The organism is Exiguobacterium oxidotolerans JCM 12280, assembly GCF_000702625.1.
GTDB classification, from domain to species: Bacteria; Bacillota; Bacilli; order Exiguobacteriales; family Exiguobacteriaceae; genus Exiguobacterium_A; species Exiguobacterium_A oxidotolerans.
The window spans coordinates 2,868,714-2,885,595 of sequence record NZ_JNIS01000001.1 but is presented as its reverse complement, the minus strand read 5'-3'; the positions used below and the strand labels follow the sequence as shown (position 1 = coordinate 2,885,595).

At 47.0% G+C, this 16,882-nt stretch carries 20 protein-coding genes; 5 read left to right on the top strand and 15 right to left on the bottom strand.

Features of this window, described 5'->3' with window-relative positions; translation table 11 throughout:
- Positions 1-69 precede the first annotated feature (69 nt).
- The 3 genes from P403_RS0114720 to P403_RS0114710 all read left to right on the top strand — a co-directional run bounded on the left by P403_RS0114720 (position 70) and on the right by P403_RS0114710 (position 3,018).
- On the top strand, positions 70-1,392 hold the full coding sequence (locus tag P403_RS0114720; RefSeq protein WP_029333456.1) for a Na+/H+ antiporter family protein: 1,323 nt from the start codon (positions 70-72) through the stop codon (positions 1,390-1,392).
- A 104-nt stretch (positions 1,393-1,496) separates the two neighbouring features.
- On the top strand, positions 1,497-2,090 hold the full coding sequence (gene uptA / locus P403_RS0114715; protein WP_029333455.1) for an undecaprenyl phosphate transporter UptA: 594 nt from the start codon (positions 1,497-1,499) through the stop codon (positions 2,088-2,090).
- Between the two features lie 55 nt (positions 2,091-2,145).
- Positions 2,146-3,018, top strand: a complete 873-nt coding sequence (locus P403_RS0114710; RefSeq protein WP_029333454.1) for a hypothetical protein — start codon at positions 2,146-2,148, stop codon at positions 3,016-3,018.
- A gap of 54 nt (positions 3,019-3,072) precedes the next feature.
- On the opposite strand, the gene P403_RS0114705 is transcribed toward P403_RS0114710, so the two are convergent.
- The 3 genes from P403_RS0114705 to P403_RS0114695 all read right to left on the bottom strand — a co-directional run bounded on the left by P403_RS0114705 (position 3,073) and on the right by P403_RS0114695 (position 5,701).
- Complete coding sequence (locus P403_RS0114705) at positions 3,073-3,840, bottom strand: ABC transporter permease (protein WP_029333453.1); 768 nt, start codon at positions 3,838-3,840, stop codon at positions 3,073-3,075.
- Position 3,841: 1 nt separating this feature from the next.
- Entirely contained in the window at positions 3,842-4,765 is a 924-nt protein-coding gene (locus P403_RS0114700; protein ID WP_029333452.1) for an ATP-binding cassette domain-containing protein, read from the bottom strand.
- Between the two features lie 114 nt (positions 4,766-4,879).
- Positions 4,880-5,701 carry a transporter substrate-binding domain-containing protein gene (locus P403_RS0114695; RefSeq protein ID WP_029333451.1) on the bottom strand — a complete coding sequence of 274 codons (822 nt, stop codon included), beginning with the start codon at positions 5,699-5,701 and terminating at the stop codon, positions 4,880-4,882.
- Between the two features lie 207 nt (positions 5,702-5,908).
- Between P403_RS0114695 and P403_RS0114690 the strand changes: the two genes are divergently transcribed.
- Positions 5,909-6,550: an SDR family oxidoreductase gene (locus tag P403_RS0114690; RefSeq protein WP_029333450.1), complete on the top strand. Its 642-nt coding sequence runs from the start codon at positions 5,909-5,911 to the stop codon at positions 6,548-6,550.
- Positions 6,551-6,593: 43 nt separating this feature from the next.
- Here the strand turns inward: P403_RS0114690 and P403_RS0114685 are convergent, their stop codons facing one another.
- The 5 genes from P403_RS0114685 to P403_RS0114665 all read right to left on the bottom strand — a co-directional run bounded on the left by P403_RS0114685 (position 6,594) and on the right by P403_RS0114665 (position 11,248).
- Positions 6,594-7,622, bottom strand: a complete 1,029-nt coding sequence (locus P403_RS0114685; protein WP_029333449.1) for an ABC transporter permease — start codon at positions 7,620-7,622, stop codon at positions 6,594-6,596.
- 72 nt (positions 7,623-7,694) lie between these two features.
- Positions 7,695-8,117 (bottom strand): MarR family winged helix-turn-helix transcriptional regulator, encoded by a 423-nt coding sequence (locus tag P403_RS0114680; protein ID WP_029333448.1) that lies wholly within the window; start codon positions 8,115-8,117, stop codon positions 7,695-7,697.
- A gap of 65 nt (positions 8,118-8,182) precedes the next feature.
- Complete coding sequence (locus P403_RS0114675) at positions 8,183-8,785, bottom strand: VanZ family protein (RefSeq protein WP_029333447.1); 603 nt, start codon at positions 8,783-8,785, stop codon at positions 8,183-8,185.
- A 30-nt stretch (positions 8,786-8,815) separates the two neighbouring features.
- Positions 8,816-10,471 carry a M3 family metallopeptidase gene (locus tag P403_RS0114670; RefSeq protein ID WP_029333446.1) on the bottom strand — a complete coding sequence of 552 codons (1,656 nt, stop codon included), beginning with the start codon at positions 10,469-10,471 and terminating at the stop codon, positions 8,816-8,818.
- Positions 10,472-10,513: 42 nt separating this feature from the next.
- The gene (locus P403_RS0114665) at positions 10,514-11,248 is read right to left on the bottom strand and encodes a nuclease-related domain-containing protein (RefSeq protein ID WP_029333445.1); all 735 of its coding nucleotides are present in this window, start codon (positions 11,246-11,248) and stop codon (positions 10,514-10,516) included.
- 132 nt (positions 11,249-11,380) lie between these two features.
- On the opposite strand from P403_RS0114665, the gene P403_RS0114660 reads away from it, so the two are divergent.
- Positions 11,381-11,686 (top strand): hypothetical protein, encoded by a 306-nt coding sequence (locus tag P403_RS0114660; RefSeq protein ID WP_029333444.1) that lies wholly within the window; start codon positions 11,381-11,383, stop codon positions 11,684-11,686.
- 102 nt (positions 11,687-11,788) lie between these two features.
- On the opposite strand, the gene P403_RS0114655 is transcribed toward P403_RS0114660, so the two are convergent.
- The 7 genes from P403_RS0114655 to P403_RS0114625 form a co-directional block, all read right to left on the bottom strand.
- Positions 11,789-12,070, bottom strand: coding sequence for a hypothetical protein (locus tag P403_RS0114655; RefSeq protein ID WP_029333443.1), 282 nt, complete (start codon positions 12,068-12,070; stop codon positions 11,789-11,791).
- Between the two features lie 32 nt (positions 12,071-12,102).
- On the bottom strand, positions 12,103-12,738 hold the full coding sequence (locus P403_RS0114650; RefSeq protein WP_029333442.1) for an ABC transporter ATP-binding protein: 636 nt from the start codon (positions 12,736-12,738) through the stop codon (positions 12,103-12,105).
- Positions 12,739-12,751: 13 nt separating this feature from the next.
- On the bottom strand, positions 12,752-14,167 hold the full coding sequence (locus tag P403_RS0114645) for a hypothetical protein (RefSeq protein WP_029333441.1): 1,416 nt from the start codon (positions 14,165-14,167) through the stop codon (positions 12,752-12,754).
- Positions 14,164-14,922, bottom strand: coding sequence for a hypothetical protein (locus P403_RS0114640; protein ID WP_029333440.1), 759 nt, complete (start codon positions 14,920-14,922; stop codon positions 14,164-14,166). The genes P403_RS0114645 and P403_RS0114640 overlap by 4 nt, the downstream gene beginning before the upstream one ends.
- Positions 14,923-14,940: 18 nt before the next feature.
- The gene (locus tag P403_RS0114635) at positions 14,941-15,696 is read right to left on the bottom strand and encodes a permease prefix domain 1-containing protein (RefSeq protein ID WP_029333439.1); all 756 of its coding nucleotides are present in this window, start codon (positions 15,694-15,696) and stop codon (positions 14,941-14,943) included.
- On the bottom strand, positions 15,686-16,030 hold the full coding sequence (locus P403_RS0114630) for a PadR family transcriptional regulator (protein WP_026833286.1): 345 nt from the start codon (positions 16,028-16,030) through the stop codon (positions 15,686-15,688). Before P403_RS0114630 ends, P403_RS0114635 begins: the two co-directional genes overlap by 11 nt.
- A 114-nt stretch (positions 16,031-16,144) precedes the next feature.
- The gene (locus P403_RS0114625; protein ID WP_029333438.1) at positions 16,145-16,882 is read right to left on the bottom strand and encodes a Bax inhibitor-1/YccA family protein; all 738 of its coding nucleotides are present in this window, start codon (positions 16,880-16,882) and stop codon (positions 16,145-16,147) included.

The following is a 16,882-nucleotide window of genomic DNA, read 5'->3' as shown; positions in this document are numbered from 1 at the left end:
AAAAAGAACGGTCTGTATGATACTTTAGTATAGTACAGTGATACCAAAAGAAAGTGTGGTTTTAAAGTTATGTTCAATGCTGTTGTTTTAGCCGTTATCCTTTTATTTGTCTTAGCCATCTTCCGTGTCCACATCGTCCTCGCGATGGTCATCAGCGCTCTCGCCGGTGGTTTGCTCGGCGGTCTTGGTCTAACGAAAACGATTGAAAGTTTCTCAGGTGGTCTTGGAGCCGGCGCAGAAATTGCCCTCAGTTATGCCCTGCTCGGTGCGTTTGCCGTCGCCCTGTCAAAAACCGGGCTGCCGGACGCCCTCGCACATAGCTTGATTGCTCGCTCAAAAGGCAGTGCCGATGCGACGTCGGTCAAGAAGTTAAAAGGGTTCATCATGTTCGCGATTTTATTACTCGCAATCAGTTCACAAAACGTCTTGCCGATTCACATCGCCTTCATTCCGATCATCATCCCGCCGTTACTCGGTCTGTTCAATGATTTGAAGATTGACCGGCGCCGGATGGCGATTATCATGACGTTTGGTCTCGTCACACCGTATATGTTTTTACCAATCGGTTTCGGTGATATCTATCTCAATCAGATTCTGTTACCGAACTTACAAGAAAACGGGATGGACACCGCTGGCGCATCGGTCATCAAAGCGATGGCAATCCCGGCGCTCGGGATGTTGTTCGGATTGTTACTCGGTCTATACAATTACCGAAAACCGCGTGAATATGAGATGCGGAACATCGCACCAGACGATTACGAGATTCCCGTCGTCACGAAATCCAAATTATTACTGAGTTCAATTGTCGTCATCGCGACGCTCGTCGTCCAGTTGACGACTGAATCGATGATCATCGCTGCGACGACCGGTCTCCTGCTCTTCCTCGTGTTACGACTCGTCCGCTTCAGCGAAGCAGACGATGTCATCACACGCGGTATGCGGATGATGTCGTTCATCGGATTCGTCATGATTTCAGCGAACGGCTTCTCAAACGTTTTACGTGAGACAGGTGATATCGAACCACTCGTCGAAAACTCAAAATCGTTGATGGGCGATTCGCAGCTCGTCGCTGCCTTCGTCATGTTATCGATCGGACTCCTCGTCACGGTCGGTATCGGTTCAAGTTTCTCGACAATTCCGGTCATCGCCGCCATCTTCGTCCCGCTCTGTATCCAGTACGGATTCAGTCTCGAGGCGACGATTGCCATCATCGGAACAGCCGGTGCACTCGGTGACGCCGGTAGTCCGGCGAGTGATTCAACACTCGGACCGACGAGCGGATTGAATGCCGACGGACAACACGATCACATGCGTGAAACGGTCATTCCGACATTCTTACACTACAACTTACCATTACTGATTTTCGGTACGATTGCTGCCGTCATTCTTTAATAAAGAAATCATCTCGTTTTAACGACGGGGTGATTTTTTTCTTCCCATTTCGACCGGACTTCTCTAAAATGAAGGAATGAAGTGCAACTAAAGGAGTGTGAAACGTGTTATCTAGCGTCGTCAATACCGTCTTACTATATTTAGCTGACTTAGGTTATTTCGGAATCGCGCTTGGCTTGATGATTGAAATCATCCCGAGTGAGATCGTCTTATCCTATGGTGGATTCATGATTTCTCAAGGGACGATCGGCTGGCCGCTCGCTGTCGTCGCCGCTGTCATCGGTGGATTATTCTCGCAATTATTTTTGTACTGGTTCGCCCGCTATGGCGGTCGTCCACTCATCTTAAAGTACGGAAAATATTTATTGATCACGGAACACCATCTTGATCTCGCGGAACGCTGGTTCGTCAAATACGGACAAGGTGTCATCTTCGGGGCACGGTTCATCCCCGTCGTCCGCCACGCGATCTCGATTCCGGCTGGTCTCGCGAAGATGGATCAAACAAAGTTCTCAATCTACACGATTCTCGCCATCATCCCGTGGTCGATTTTATTTCTCTACCTCGGTGAGACGCTCGGAACGAACTGGCGCTCGATTAAAGACGTCGCCGCTCCGTATACGAACGGCATCCTAATCGCAGCGGTCGTCATGATCGTCTTGTACGTCGCCCTCAAGAAACGCCAACGTACGACATAATCTGTTTACAGCCTGTCCTACTGCGACAGGCTTTTTTTAAAAGGAGTGATTTGTATTGGAGACATCCAAAACCGTAACCATGCATCTGGATCGTGTCACCGCCTCACATATCCGCGGAACGCATATCGCGACGGGACTGACGATTGCCGGTCATATTCTTCTCGTCGAACAAATCTACGATGAAAAACGGCACCGCCCCGTCTTGCATGTCCATCGAATTCACGATGAGTGGCGCAATACGATCATCATCGCCCAGGAAGACGTTGACTTCAGTTATGTCGAATCGTTTTCTGACGGACGGATCCTGCTCGTCGCCTCGCGTTGTGATGACGATGTCGACGGATCATGGTTACCGAATGCTTTTATTTACGATCAAGTCGGTCATCTGACTGACGGTTATTGTCTCGACGACGGCATTCAAAATGTCCAAGTCGATGAGCGTGACCACATTTGGGTCAGCTATTTCGATGAAGGCGTCTTTGCTGACGCCGCGACCAATTCAGTTGGATCGTTCGGTCTCGTCGCTTTTAACGACCAGGGGAAAGTCGTCTTTAAAAATCGCGACTATCCCATCGATGACTGTTACGCAATGAACGTCTCGTCCGCGAATGATGTCTGGTTCTTTTATTACTCCGACTACCGGATCGTTCAACTGCAAGGAGGAACGAGTCAGGCATTCCACGCACCGAAACGGCCGTTTACGGATTTTGCTATCTACAAAGACTATCTCGTCTCGACGGATAATCAGCAGACCCACGTCTTACAGCAACAAGGAAAACGGTATGTCGAGCAAGGGCGGATGTCCTTTTTATCGGAGCAACAGGAGCACTTATCCGGAACCATCAAGATGCGCAAAAACCAAATCGTCTTAACGACAGAAACGCGCCTTTATACAGGCGCATTAAGTGATATGATTTTTGACGCGTAACGAAAGCACCTGTCAAAGAACGGACAATCGTCCTCTGACAGGTGCTTGTTTGTGTCATTTTTTTAATGCTCCCCGTGCATTCAGTGCCGCAAACACGACCATCGCAAGACTGAGAACGGCCGCGACAAGCACCCCTTGCGTATAGACACTCCAGTCAATCGTCTCACGTAACAAAACGGCCCGCATCCCTTCCATGATGTACGTTGTCGGATTGAGTGTCGCTGCGATTTTTAACCATTCCGCTTCAATCAACTCTTTCGGGACGAACGTCGTCGATAAGAAAATCAATGGGAAGAACAACAACGTTCCGGCTTGTGCGGCCTGTGCATTGCGTGTTTTCAGGGCGACCCCGACCGAATAGCCGGCAAAGGCAAGTCCGAAGCCAAGCGCAAGGACAATCGTCAAGAAAAAACCTGCAGCTCCAGCAGGAATCGATAATCCAAGTAAAAAGCCCATGCCGAAAATCAACAGTGTTTGGACGAATAACTGTAACATCCCGGCAAGCATCGGTCCGAGGACGATGGCTGTCCGCGAAACCGGTGTCAACAGCAGCCGTGCGAAGTAACCGCTCTCGATATCCTTGACGAGGGCTTGTCCCGCGCCCCCTGCTCCACCGACGGCACCGGAGACGATTGAGACGGGTAAGATGAAGTTCAAATAATCGACGCCCCCGAACTGGGGTAAGCTCGAGATGCCGGATAATCCGCTCGTATAGACGAGCAGGAAAAAGACGCTGATGATTAAATTCGGGATGAATGAGAACGGATTCCGTAACGTCACGAGTAAACTGCGTTTTGTCAAAATCAAGGTTTCCCGCCACATGTCACTTGTCCTCCTTATACGCTTGACCGGTCAACTGAATAAACACATCATCGAGTGACGGCTGTTTGACGACGAGCGAGCGTGCCGTCAGCTGGTGATCATCCAAATAGCGGACGACCTGTTTGAGTGTCTCTGTTCCATCTGACGGCAGGAGAACGGTCTCTTTTTCAATCCGTCCCGAAAATGCCGCTCGAAACGCTTCACTGGCGGATTCGTCTTCAAGGACGACTTCAATCCGTTCAGCTCCGTTCATCGCTTTCAGTTCTGCCGCTGTTCCTTCCGCAATCAACTTGCCGTCATTGATGATCGCGATCCGGTCGGCCAATTGATCGGCTTCTTCGAGATACTGTGTCGTCAGGAAAATCGTCGTCCCGTATTCTTCGTTCAAGCGCCGGACTTCCGTCCAAATCTGTAACCGGCTTGCTGGATCAAGACCCGTCGTCGGTTCATCGAGAAAGAGGACAGTCGGTTGGTGAACGAGCGTCAGTGCCAAGTCGAGCCGCCGCTTCATCCCGCCGGAATACGTCCCGGACCGGCGCTTGCCATCTGCTGCTAAACCAACAAGCTCCAATAATTCATGGGCTCGTTCGACTGCTTTCTCTTGGGAAAAACCAAACAACTTTCCTTGCAGTACGAGCAACTCCTGACCCGTCAAATCATTATCGATACCTGTTTCCTGCAAGGCAACGCCAATCTGGAGCCGGACGTTTTTTTGATCGCGTTCGATATCATATTGATTAATCGTCGCGTGACCGGACGAGACGGCAATCAACGTCGTCAGCATTTGAACCGTCGTCGACTTGCCGGCGCCGTTCGGTCCCAAAAACGCAAAAATCTCCCCTTTTTTCACATGAAATGAAATTTGGTCGACTACTTTTTTCCCGTTGTACTCCTTCGTCAACTGCTCTACTTCAATCACGGTCATCCGTCCTTTCTGCACTAAGACTATCTTTACGTTGTTTCATTACCTTTACCCCCTTTTCCTTGTTTGCACAACAACGGGCAAATCCCAAATGGATTTGCCCGTTACTTTAATTCTCTATACCACGTCGTGTGCGACCGAAGCGACACACCACTTGTCTTTTAATTGCGCAATCCGTTGTTTTCCTTCATAGGAGTTCATCCAAAGATTCATGACATCCAGGACTTCCGTTTGCCGATCTTGAATGAGATAACTTTTTTCGGCCGGAATCCATTTTTCATTAATTTTCGGGGCACCTAACCGGACATCAAGCGATGCGTAATAAATCGCTTCGACGGTATCCGTGATCATGACATCCACTTCTCCCGTTGCGACTGCCGCCGGAATTGCCAAATTATCCGCATACATGACGATATGTGCCTGATCAAACGTTTGGCGGACAAACTGTTCATTTGTACCGCCCGGATTCAAGCCGATTGTCACATCGGGACGATTGATTGTTTCGATTGACGTCAACACATCGAGATCGGAAGCGCGGACAAGAGGTGTCTTTTGAAACGATAGATAGCTTTTCGTGAAGTCACCGACGATCTCCCGTTCGATGTTCTTCGTGACGCCGCCAACGACCATATGGAATTTCCCGGCACGTAAGTCACGTGTCAGCGTCCCCCATGTCGTCGGGACGAATTCGACTTCCAGTCCGGCTTTCTCGGCAAACGAGCGGATGACGTCGATATCAAACCCTTCATATTGATTCGTCTGACGGTTCAAGTACGTAAACGGTTTATAATCCCCGGTCGTCCCGACGACGATTTTTTTCGTCGTGAAGACGTTTTGTTTCCCGACACTGAGTGAACCGGTGACATCTTTTAATCGTGTTGCTGCCAATAGACCAGAAAGCAACAGACTTCCTCCAAGTGCTAATCCTCTTTTATTCACTCTGCTCGCTTCCTCTCTCTGTCTGACGCTTTTTTCTGTGTAATACTCAAAACAGTATCATATTGCGTTATGTTATCCAAGATTTTTTTGATTATTTCGTCAAATTGGTTCCATTCGATGTATTGTGCCAAGCCCTCTCGATTGCATTCCGGCTTACCGTTCTTCCATAATAAAAAAGAATCAATTAGCGAAATGGAGGAATGTAAGATGAGTAAAGTATTCATTATCGGAGCGAACGGGAAAGTCGGACGGCACGTCGCCAAACAATTGAGTGACTCGACTCATGAAGTCCGCGTCGGTCTGCGGTCACCTGACCAGTTTTCTGACTTTGAAGCACTCGGACTGACTCCTGTCTTGCTTGATCTCGAGCAAAACATGGCATCGATCCAGGACGCACTCGGAGATAGCGACGTCGTCATCTTCACAGCGGGATCCGGCGGACACACCGGTGCCGACAAGACGATGTTGATTGACTTAGACGGTGCCGCTAAATCAATTGCGGCAGCAGAGCAACAAAACGCGAAACAATTCATCATGGTCAGTGCCTTGAACGCCGATTCGCCAGAGACTTGGTCTGACAGCATGAAACCGTATTATGTCGCAAAACACTACGCCGATCGCTTGTTACGTGACAGCAAACTCAACTATACGATTTTGCGTCCCGGCGGTTTATCGGACGACGCCGGCACAGGTGCCGTGACGACCGACCCGTCTGATGCGGATACAAAATCAATTGCCCGCGAAGATGTCGCAGCCGTCATCGTCGCTTCAATCGGTCAAGAATCGTCGTATCGGCAAACGATCACACTCCTTGAAGGCGACACACCAATCGCTGACGTATTTGCATAAAACGAAAAGCGAGCGACCCCGATTCCGGAGGTCGCTCGTTTTTTCATGACGCTTGTTTCACTTCAACGATGTGTGCTTGATCGCGACGGATCGCCGTTACGATCAACGTAACGCCTAACGTCACAATTAAAATGATTACCAGGTTAAAGGCATACTTCGAGATATCTCCATCAAAGTAAAGTAATCGTGTCAGTCCTGCGACTGCATTCGGGACGGGAAGAAACTGACCGAGCGACTGATAGAACGGTGCGAGCATCGATGGTGGCACGATATTTCCTGCCGTCATCAACTGGAACGGAATCAGCGCGACGTTGACGAGCGGTGCGATTGGTCCAAAGATCGCAAAGTTCATTTGCGTGACACTGATACAGGCTGCTGTTAATAAGACTTGAAATCCCCAGATTTTTAAAAAGGATGCTGTACTATCCGAGAACAAGAAGGCAATCGTCACCATGACAAGTGGCACGACGACGAGGACGATGCCATGCAACAGTTGTTTACTCCAAAAGAGCGCCCACTTTTGATGGTGCTTCTGAAGAATTTGTGTCACGAGATTAAACTGAATCCCCATCGTCATGACCGCGATGTAAATGACGAAGCCGAGGATGATCGGTAACATCGACGTCGAGAAATCTGACACGCGATGTTCGATGATAATATCGGATGTGAATGGAACATCTCCATTCAGTTGATTGACGATTTGTCCTGCCCCTTGCTTCAGGATTCCATTGGCGAACTCTGCATTGGCTTGGTTGACGTGGAACGTCACGTGCTGTTCATTCGTCAAGTCGGCGACGAGGACCATTTCGACGTCACCCTGGTCGAGTTGCTTCAGTCCGGCTTCTGTTGAATTGACTTGCGAGACGGTAAATGGACTTTCAGCTTTGAACTGTTGATAGAAGTCTGCTGAGCCTTGATCCGCCACGACCGCGACGCGTAATTGATCAAGTCGTTCCGTCGCACCTTGGTACCCTGTCATCCAGACGACGAGGAAGAGAACCGGTACGACGAGGGCGAACATCAGCCCGACTTTCGTTTGTGTGATTGCAAATACGTCTTTCATTGTCTTCATTTTTTGTATCCCCTTTTTATATGCATTACTTATAATAGCATGTGCAACTATTTAACCGAAAAAGAAAACCACTCACGTCACATTTTTGTGAATGGTTTCAAGCGTCCGAATGAAGTGTTCAATCTCCGTTTTCGTCAGACCCTGAAACGCTTCCGCTTGCAACGCATCAAGCGTCGGTTCAAGGGATTCCAGGACGCGGACACCTTCTTTTGTTGTCAAAAGAATGAAGGCACGGCGATCTCTCGGGTCAGACGTTCGCATGACGAAACCTTTTTTGACAAGCTTATCAAGAATCTTCCCGACGGTTGTTTGATCCCGTTCCGTCACGAGCGCTAACTGCTTCTGGGACACTCCCTCTTGCTTATGCAGTTCACTTAAAACGGAGAATTGTTCCGGTGTCAGACCATGCACGTCCATCCGCTTCGTCGCCGCCCGTTTAAATGAGTGATAGCTGCGCGACAAGTGCATTCCAAGCGACCAATCGACTTCCTTCACATGCTTCCCCTTCTTTCCGATAAATAGTTGCACTACTTATTATTTCGACTTACTCACTATACTGGTCAGGAAGAGGAGTTGTCAATGACATTTCTTGAATCGTCGATGTTTCTATTTTTCTGTTGCGCGGAACGGATCCTTTTCAAAAATCCAGATATGATTAGCACACCAAGCATCGTCCCTAATACGTTCAACCACAAATCATCGACGTCAAAACTTCGGTAGTTGTAGCCGATGAACAGACCCGTAATCGCTTGTGTCGATTCAATGCCTATACTCATCAACAACCCAAGCAAGATGACGTTCCGTCGCTTCATCCTCGGATAAAGAACTAATACAAAGATTCCTAACGGTACAAACAAAAGGACATTTCCCATGATCTGGATCAAAAAAACTTTGCCTTGTCCTGACACTACCGTATCAAACAGCAATTTGAACGGAATGAAGTTATGCTGTTCCCCATACTGTTCACGAATTACATCATCAATCAAGCTTCGTTGAACGGGTAATGGAAATAACGTAACTGCCACGACGCCGGCAAGATAAACGGAAAATATCATCCAGTAACTAAAGCGTCGTCCTGAAATTTTACCTTGTCTAACGCGGTAAGAAAGAATAAGTAAACAGATCGTAATCATCAAAAAACAAGGAAGTTCAAAGGTTAGCATGCAAAAGGTAGTCCTTTCTTAAATGGCTTTTCATTCAGGATGAATTGCTTCTAATTCACTCGTAATGAACTGTGTCAAAGGACGTAACGTCGCTTCAGAAAAATCAAATTTGACACCGGCAAGCTCATAAATTTCTGTAACGGAACGACTGCTGCCCATCGCCAAAGCCCGTTTGAATCGTTCTAGCGTCTCCATCGGGTCTTTTTTATAGTGCATATACAGCTGGAGCGCAGCAATTTGAGCAATCGCATACTCGATATAATAAAACGGCGTTTCGAAAATATGGATGACGCTCATCCACTCTTGCCCTTTCCATGCTGATACAGTCCCCCAATCGACGACACCCGTATCATACATGTCGGTGAGCGACTCGAATTTTTTTCTTCGCTCTTCATGGCTGTGAGTAGGATGATGATAGACCCAGTCTTGAAACTGATCAACGATGATGGTTTGAGGAAGAAATTCGACGATTAATCTGAAGTGTTCCATTTTAGCTTGATAGAGCGAGAACTGATCAGTGACTGCGAGATTCCAATGCTCCATTGAGAGCAACTCTAACGACATCGCAGCAAACTCTGACACTTCCATCGTAATTCGCTTGTCTTCACTGAACGGAATGTCCTTGATTAAATCATGGTGGATGGCGTGACCGATTTCATGCATGAAAATAACAAGATCATCAAACGTCCCTGTCATATTCATAAATATAAACGATTCACGAGAAGCCGGGAGAAATTCCGAAAATCCGCCCGGTGCTTTATTCGCTCTAGGTTTTAAATCAACGTTTCCTGTACGGTGTAACGCGTTGAAGACGGTGTAAAAGTACGGATCAATTTTTCTTAAGATATCGCCAACCGTTTTTAGTAATACGTCTTCTGAATCACCGTAAACATGCGTTATGTCAGAGTAAGGTGACACTTTGCTATCCCAAGGTGAAAGGTGTTTCTTTCCTAAGTAATTTTCCTGTTCTCTTTGCAGCTTCTCTTTAATCGGTAGGAAGTGCTGTTTAATCGCTCCGGCAATTTCTCTACAATTGTTTGGTGTATAATCAGTTCGTCCGAGCTCAGTAAATGCAAATTCAGAAAACGTATTTAAACCTACTTCTCCCGCTTTTTTGATCCGCAAGTTAATGAGTCGATCAAAAATCAGGTTAACGTCTTGTTCAATTTGACCATAAGCAAGTGCTATATTACGAAATGCACGCTCTCGAACATCTTCGTTTTTGTCATATAAAGAACTGTACAAGTCGCTCAAATCCTGATTTTGATTGGACGGTGAAGTTAATCCACCTGTAATTTTTAAGTATTGATTTACGAGTTGATCTTCTTCTAGACGGACTGCTGTATTAGATTCCGAATAACTATTCTGTTTGCTCTTCAGTTTCTCTCGCAGTCTGGTGTAGTCCGGTTTATCTCCGATATACTGCAAGGTCTTCTGATCCATTTCATGCTTAAACTTCGATAACAACGGCTTTATGTTAGTTTGCACAAAATCCAGTTCTTCTTCATACAGTTGGTTTGCAGTATCTCGTTGAAAAGCAATGTACTTTTTGGTAATCAGCTCTTCGTATGTATCAATGATTTTTGAATGACGCTCAAGAAAGGCTTCAATATCTAAACCATTCGACTCGTCTTCTTTCATCAATCTTGTATAACTAGCTTCAAGTGTGCTCAAAGCATCTTTCATTAAAAGCAATCCCCCTCACGCATTTAAAATGTATACAGTTACTTACGACGTAAACGATTTTATCGATTCGATATGCGCGTCTTTAATCATTTGATCGACTTGTGACCGTTGCTTGAGCTCCTCGTAAACGTTATCGACTTGTGCTGGTGTCAAACGATTAACCGTCGCCAGTTTATTGATGGTCCGGCGTAACTCATTCCGCTTGATGACATGGACATGGCTCGAATCGACCGTGATTTTCTTCAGTTCGCACCGTTCACTGAAGACGATCAGTGATTTAAAAACATCTGCCTCAACCGTTTCAGACAAAAACTTTTGAAGACTCTTCAGGTGCTGTTCATTTTGTTTGATCGGGTTGTAGAATTTTTGCTTGAACCGATTCTTGAACATCTGTGTCCACTGGCGGTCCGCTTCTTTCCCGAAAATCCAGCCGCTGTAGTTTTTCGATTCGAGGACGTAAATCCCGCTCTCATGAATGAACGTGACGTCGATTTCCGTCAGGCCTTTCCCCCGTGCTTTTGGTACATATGTATTGATGACAAACTTTCCGTATCCGTCGATCTTTTCTAGTTGGCGTGTCGTCAAATACTCGCCCCACAGCCCTTTGTCACGGACCGCTTTGAGGAATCGTTCTTGTGTTACTTGCTTATATGTACTTCGTTCAAATGAGCGGCGCCGTAAGTAATACAGACTTGAGAGCGTCACGACGAAACCACCGAACATGACACCACCTATGAGGACTAACAACGGAATTAACGATACAATGATTTTTTCCACTTTTTTCATTCCTTTCACCTAAAAAACCTTTATTTACCACTTATTAAGAATAAACGTATTCTCATGACTTTTCCACTATTTGTTACATGGTACAGTCTATGCTACGGTGAACAAAAGGAGGTGGAGGCATTGATGGATGCTTTATTCACATGGTTGCCCGTCTTGCTTCTTGCCATCATCTGGCAATCGATTTCACAACAACTAGCCAAGCAGCGGATCCAGCAACAGCAATTAACGAAGGAAATTAAACGTATTCAAATTCACCTTGGAATGCCGGGAGTAGATGCGGATGAGGTTAAACTCCAACATCAAGTTAAACACCTTCTTCAAGAGGATCAGATGGTGGAAGCTGTTAAACTAGTCCGAAATCAACTTGGTTATTCATTACTCGAAGCTAAGCAGTATGTCGATTCTCTTCATTTTGATTCATCAAACTAAAAAGACAGGCAAACCTTCCCTAAGTGAGTGGAAAGTTTGCCTGTTTAATTCGATTGATAAATTATTTGCTTTACTTCAATTATTGTCATAATTTAAACATCATTATGAATTATATCCAAATGATAACGTGCTGACGATGAAACCAATCGTCGCAAAGATGAACAACGTACAACACATCGTCAACAGAACCAACAACGGTTTTGGCAGCTGAACTTTTACTTTCCAAATTGCCACGAGGAGCAGGGCGTTCAGGAGCAGGAATGCGAATAAAAATGCAAACAGACCGAGCCGTTCCTTCATCATGAAGATTAAATCCATGTCATTCTTCCCTTCTTCGATTTGTCGGTCAAGCGCATTAGCGATTATTTTTTTCAACTCGTCCATTATTACAAAAATATCCAAAAACGACAATCTGATTATTGATTTACTTTTTTCAACTTTGCATCATGTATCTGATAGACTTCGTCACATAACAAATCGATGTCTTGTTGATGATGGCTCGTCAAGAAAATCGTTCGACCGTCATTTTTATACTGGATCAGCATTGCCCGAATTCGCTCGACACTTTCTGCATCGAGTGCGTTAAACGGCTCATCGAGTAACAAGACCTGTTGGTTTTCCATGATGGCTTGCGCGATTCCAAGTTTTTGTTTCATCCCGAGCGAATAATGTTTAACCTTTTGCGCCAAATTCGGTGCCAGTCCGACTTGTTCCATCGCCCGACGGATTGCCGCATCATCAATTTTATTTTGAATCCGGGCGAGTTCCTTTAAATTCGTGAATCCGTCCAGTTGACCGATGTAACCCGGTCGTTCGATCAAGATGCCGAAGTCTTTCGGAAAACGGTGTTTCCCCGTCAAGATTTGTCCGTCGACTGCAATCGTTCCAGCGTCAGGAAAGACAAACCCGCACAGCATCTTGAATAAAACCGATTTGCCGGACCCGTTGATACCGGTAATGCCGTAAATCTTCCCCGTTTCGAACGAGGCGTTCAGGTCGTGAAATAATTCATATCCTTTATATTGTTTACTGACATTCGTTAATGTAATCATCGTATTTTCCTCCTTAATGATTTGTCCGGACGTGTTTTTTGAACACGAACTGGATGACGATATAAACGAAGAGGCTTGCTCCAACTAGTTGGAGGCTGATCGTGTAAGCGGAATGGTCGAGCAACTGAACCGTTCCGTTTCGTCCAATCGGAATCCAGTCGTTTTGAACGAGTGGTAACAGTGCCACCATCCCTCCTCCGATCCAGTAAATCCCTTGAACGGCTTCGCGCGTCCAGTACAAGACCAAAAACAGAATCAATCCGTACACGATGAGTTGGAGCGTCCCGTTGACGATTGTGTGATAGAGAATCGTTGAAAGATTGACCGACAAACTGTTTACCTGTGTCGTCCACACCACGTCATTCCAAACTGCGAACAGTGTCGCCAAACTGACAAGACCGATGACTGTCCCCGTTGCCGTCACAAGAAGCCAAGCCACTTGTTTGGAAAACCATCGATTCAATGACCGATGCCGGATGATATGATAGAGTCCTTGGTCGATGACATCTCGTTCATATCGTTGCGTCAATAGGTATGTATAGCCAAAAAATAAGACGGCATGATTCAAATATGCCTGCAGCGTGAAACCATCAGACCGAACGCCGCTGAATACGGTCAGTAAGTAATCACCATACGTTTGTCCCGATGGCTGCATCAAGAAAATTAATACACAACAAACTAGGTAGAGAGCGGATGCGCCGCCGCTTTTCGGCAAACGAATCGGCCGGTCAAGAAGTAAAAATCCGATGCCCAGGACAAAAACGCAACCTATCCAAAATTCATACGCCTGATGCGCAAGCAATGCGGCTAACGACAACAGGAAAAATAGGCTCGGAAGTCCGATTTTAAAGGCAAGCCCTGTCCCGAGAAACAGCAGGCCCGAAAGCAGGTACAAGAGTTTCCGCTGCTTCGTCCACAGGTAGAAAAAACCCAGTAATAAATGAATCAGCAAACCGCCGACAAATAAAAATCCAAGTTGCAGACAATGGGCAAGCAGCGGCGAAATGTTCAAAAACACCGAGTCTTTTGGGATATAAAATACCTGTCCGGCCCGTGCCGCAAGACTCCAATTCGTTTCAGCCGGTGCCTGCAGTGCAAACAGGTATCCGACAATCGCATACACTAATAACCCCATTCCCCACGATTTAGCGAACCGTCCGGTACTATGTATCAACGCACTCCGTGTATTCGGGAAGCGGATCAACCGGAAATCCGTTAAGTCCCTTTGTATTAGAACAATCGATAACAGGAGAACAAGCAACAAAATATCGTACATCAACAAATAGGTATTCATCGTCACTGCCGTCATTAAATCCCATTGATTAAATTCGATTCCTTTACTAAGCGCTTCCTGTTGATCTTGATACATCCAGATACCCGCAAAAAGCGTCACTTGAAGCCAACAAACCGCATAGACGATCCGGCTCACAGTTCCCACTCCGTCCGCTTCATCCCCGTGATCATCAGTCCGAGCAACATCAATCCCAGGACACTGAACGGAACAAATATCGTCCACAACGGCATCGCGATAATGTTAAACGGGAAAATCGTGCTGACGGGCGAAAATTGCGGGACACTGAGCAAACCGGTCGCAAAGTTCAACAGGTGATAAAACAAAAACGGAAGACCGACTGCCAGAAATAATTTCCCGGACAACACCAACAACAAGTACGCAATTGTCGCATATACCATCGCATTGAGTCCGATCCATCCCGCATAAGCGATCATATACATCCCATCCGTCGTGAAGGCTTGGGTGAACGTCGTCAATGATTCCGGACCCTGTTCATATGTCATCCAGTTCAAGCTCGGCTCTATGTACCGTAAAAACAGCATCCAGCCGAGCATCGTCACAAAAAAGACGATAAACGTGATCAAGGCGTTGACGACTCCTTTGGCAATGAGATAGTCCGTTAGCGAAACACGGGTCCGCGCGTACCGGATGAACTGATGATCGATTTCACGGGCGACCGTTGGCAGGTACAGCACACAACAGATTAACGGAAACGCGACGGCGATAATCGTTCCGGCAGATTCTTCGAACACCCCCTGCCACGTCAAGAATACGTATCCGGTCCGAACCTGGTTAAACTGTAACAGGATAATCAGCGGGAGCAGCAAAGCCAGACATAACGTCCGACGTGTCATGCTTCGTTTTAATTCTGTCCAGATAATCGATTGCAACGGCTTCTCCTCCTTTGGTTATGGTCGTTTTTTTGTGACGAAATACAACAAGATGCTGAGGGCAGGAATCACGATCGACAAGACGGTCGTCGTTCGCGATAGCCGATCCGTCCGGTGCCGCTGAATGATGATCCAGATTGCAAACAAGACATGTGCCGCCGATAATCCGAGTAATGCAAGGGCTAAACCGATGACGACCGTATCAATCTCATCAAATTCGACTTCCCACCCTTCGTCCGGTGCACCGCTAAGAGGTGATGACATGAACGGTTGAAAAACAGCGGGGACGCTTTTTCCATAGCTTTGTTCAAGTGTCAATCGCTCGCCTTCAGTCGACGTACTGTATATCCGGGCTGCCGTGACCATCCACTCTTCTTCGACAACTGTCTTCAGCGGAGCGGAATCAGTTGCCTTCCATTCTTCCCCTAGTTGGTGTCGAATACCGCTTTCCGAAATAGCCGATGTACTCCGGACGATGAAACCACTGAAACCAAACATCAGGCTCAACACCAATACAACAATCCCGGCACGTAAAATCCGTTTTGCGAATAGCTTCTGCACCAGTTGCAATTCTTGAATCAACGCCTGCGACTGTTCTTCGCCACCAAAGCGCTCGATCGCTATCTTCATCGCTAATTGTTGCGCATACCCATCTGATATCAACTCAGAAACGGTTTCTTCCAGGTGTTGCCGCGTTTCATCTTTCAGTTCCTTCGTTTCCGGCAAATCCGGATCAGCCGAGCGGTAGAGCTGATTTACATACTCATCTATCATCGGGGTCCCCTCCTAAAAATTGATCCATCAATCGTTTGACGACCTGCCATTCCTGCCGTTTCGTCCTCAGTAACGCCCGTCCCTCGTCCGTCAGATGGTAATACTTGCGGCGTGCACCGCCAGCCGCTTCATCACTCCAGTACGAGATGACGGCCGCCTTCTTTTCCAGTCGCTTCAGTGACAGGTAAAGCGTTCCTTCTTTTAACTCAAACGCATCCGCGCTTTTTTCCCGCACTTCTTTTGCGATTTCATACCCGTACCGGTCCTTGTCGACCAGTAACGCCAAAATCAAGGTGTCGATATGTCCTTTTAACAGCTCTTTATCAATTTCCATCTTCTCCCACCACCTCTTATATACAATGTAAAACAATGTACTCTATAATGCAAGGTACTTAATAAAAAAAGAATCATTTCCGCTAAAAAGCGGAAACGATTTCTCAACTACGCATCAATCTCGCGCTGCCAGACGATACAACAGATCAAGCATTTCGATGTACAACCAGATGATCGTCACGATCAATCCGAATGCGGCGACCCATTCCATCGACTTCGGTGCCCGTGCCTCGACTTGGCGCGAGATGAAATCGAAGTCCATCACGAGTGACAGCGAGGCGACGATGACGATGACGAACTGAATCCCGATCGCGAGTGGCGAGCTGCCTGTCATGAACGGAAGGTCGACACCGAACAAGGCGAGCAACAAGTTGACGCCATACAAAACAAGAATCGACAGGATTGCTGCCGTGACAGCAGAACGGAACCGTTGCGTCACTTTAATCATCCCGGTCGTATAGACGAACCACATCGCAAACGAGACGACGAAGGTCGCGAGGACCGCCTTACCGACTAACCCTGGATACATGCTTTCAAACATCAGTGAAATCGCACCGACCGCGACCCCTTCGACAATTGCGTAGACCGGTGAAAGTACCGGAGCAGTCCGTGGTTTAAAGGTGATGATCAGTGCAAAAATCAAGCCGAGGACGACCCCGCCAATCAAGGCTGGGAATAAAAATTGTGGATTCGCTGCTAAAAAGAACCACGTTCCTCCGGCAGCTGCCGTGACGAAGGCTAGCAGCAGGAAAATCTTACTCATCGTCCCTGCTTTCGTCATCGGTCGTTCACCAGCCCGTGCCGTCTCAAAACCACGGCGCAGCGCTGGGTTTACTTTAAATCGTGTTGCCAT

Coding starts and splice junctions, on each gene's coding strand:
- P403_RS0114660 (WP_029333444.1), top strand. CDS start 11,381: ATGGATGCTTTATTCACATGGTTGCCCGTCTTGCTTCTTGCCATCATC.
- P403_RS0114625 (WP_029333438.1), bottom strand. CDS start 16,882: ATGGCAACACGATTTAAAGTAAACCCAGCGCTGCGCCGTGGTTTTGAG.
- P403_RS0114655 (WP_029333443.1), bottom strand. CDS start 12,070: ATGGACGAGTTGAAAAAAATAATCGCTAATGCGCTTGACCGACAAATC.
- P403_RS0114720 (WP_029333456.1), top strand. CDS start 70: ATGTTCAATGCTGTTGTTTTAGCCGTTATCCTTTTATTTGTCTTAGCC.
- P403_RS0114675 (WP_029333447.1), bottom strand. CDS start 8,785: ATGCTAACCTTTGAACTTCCTTGTTTTTTGATGATTACGATCTGTTTA.
- P403_RS0114700 (WP_029333452.1), bottom strand. CDS start 4,765: ATGACCGTGATTGAAGTAGAGCAGTTGACGAAGGAGTACAACGGGAAA.
- P403_RS0114635 (WP_029333439.1), bottom strand. CDS start 15,696: ATGATAGATGAGTATGTAAATCAGCTCTACCGCTCGGCTGATCCGGAT.
- P403_RS0114630 (WP_026833286.1), bottom strand. CDS start 16,030: ATGGAAATTGATAAAGAGCTGTTAAAAGGACATATCGACACCTTGATT.
- P403_RS0114650 (WP_029333442.1), bottom strand. CDS start 12,738: ATGATTACATTAACGAATGTCAGTAAACAATATAAAGGATATGAATTA.
- P403_RS0114670 (WP_029333446.1), bottom strand. CDS start 10,471: ATGAAAGATGCTTTGAGCACACTTGAAGCTAGTTATACAAGATTGATG.
- P403_RS0114705 (WP_029333453.1), bottom strand. CDS start 3,840: ATGTGGCGGGAAACCTTGATTTTGACAAAACGCAGTTTACTCGTGACG.
- P403_RS0114690 (WP_029333450.1), top strand. CDS start 5,909: ATGAGTAAAGTATTCATTATCGGAGCGAACGGGAAAGTCGGACGGCAC.
- P403_RS0114685 (WP_029333449.1), bottom strand. CDS start 7,622: ATGAAGACAATGAAAGACGTATTTGCAATCACACAAACGAAAGTCGGG.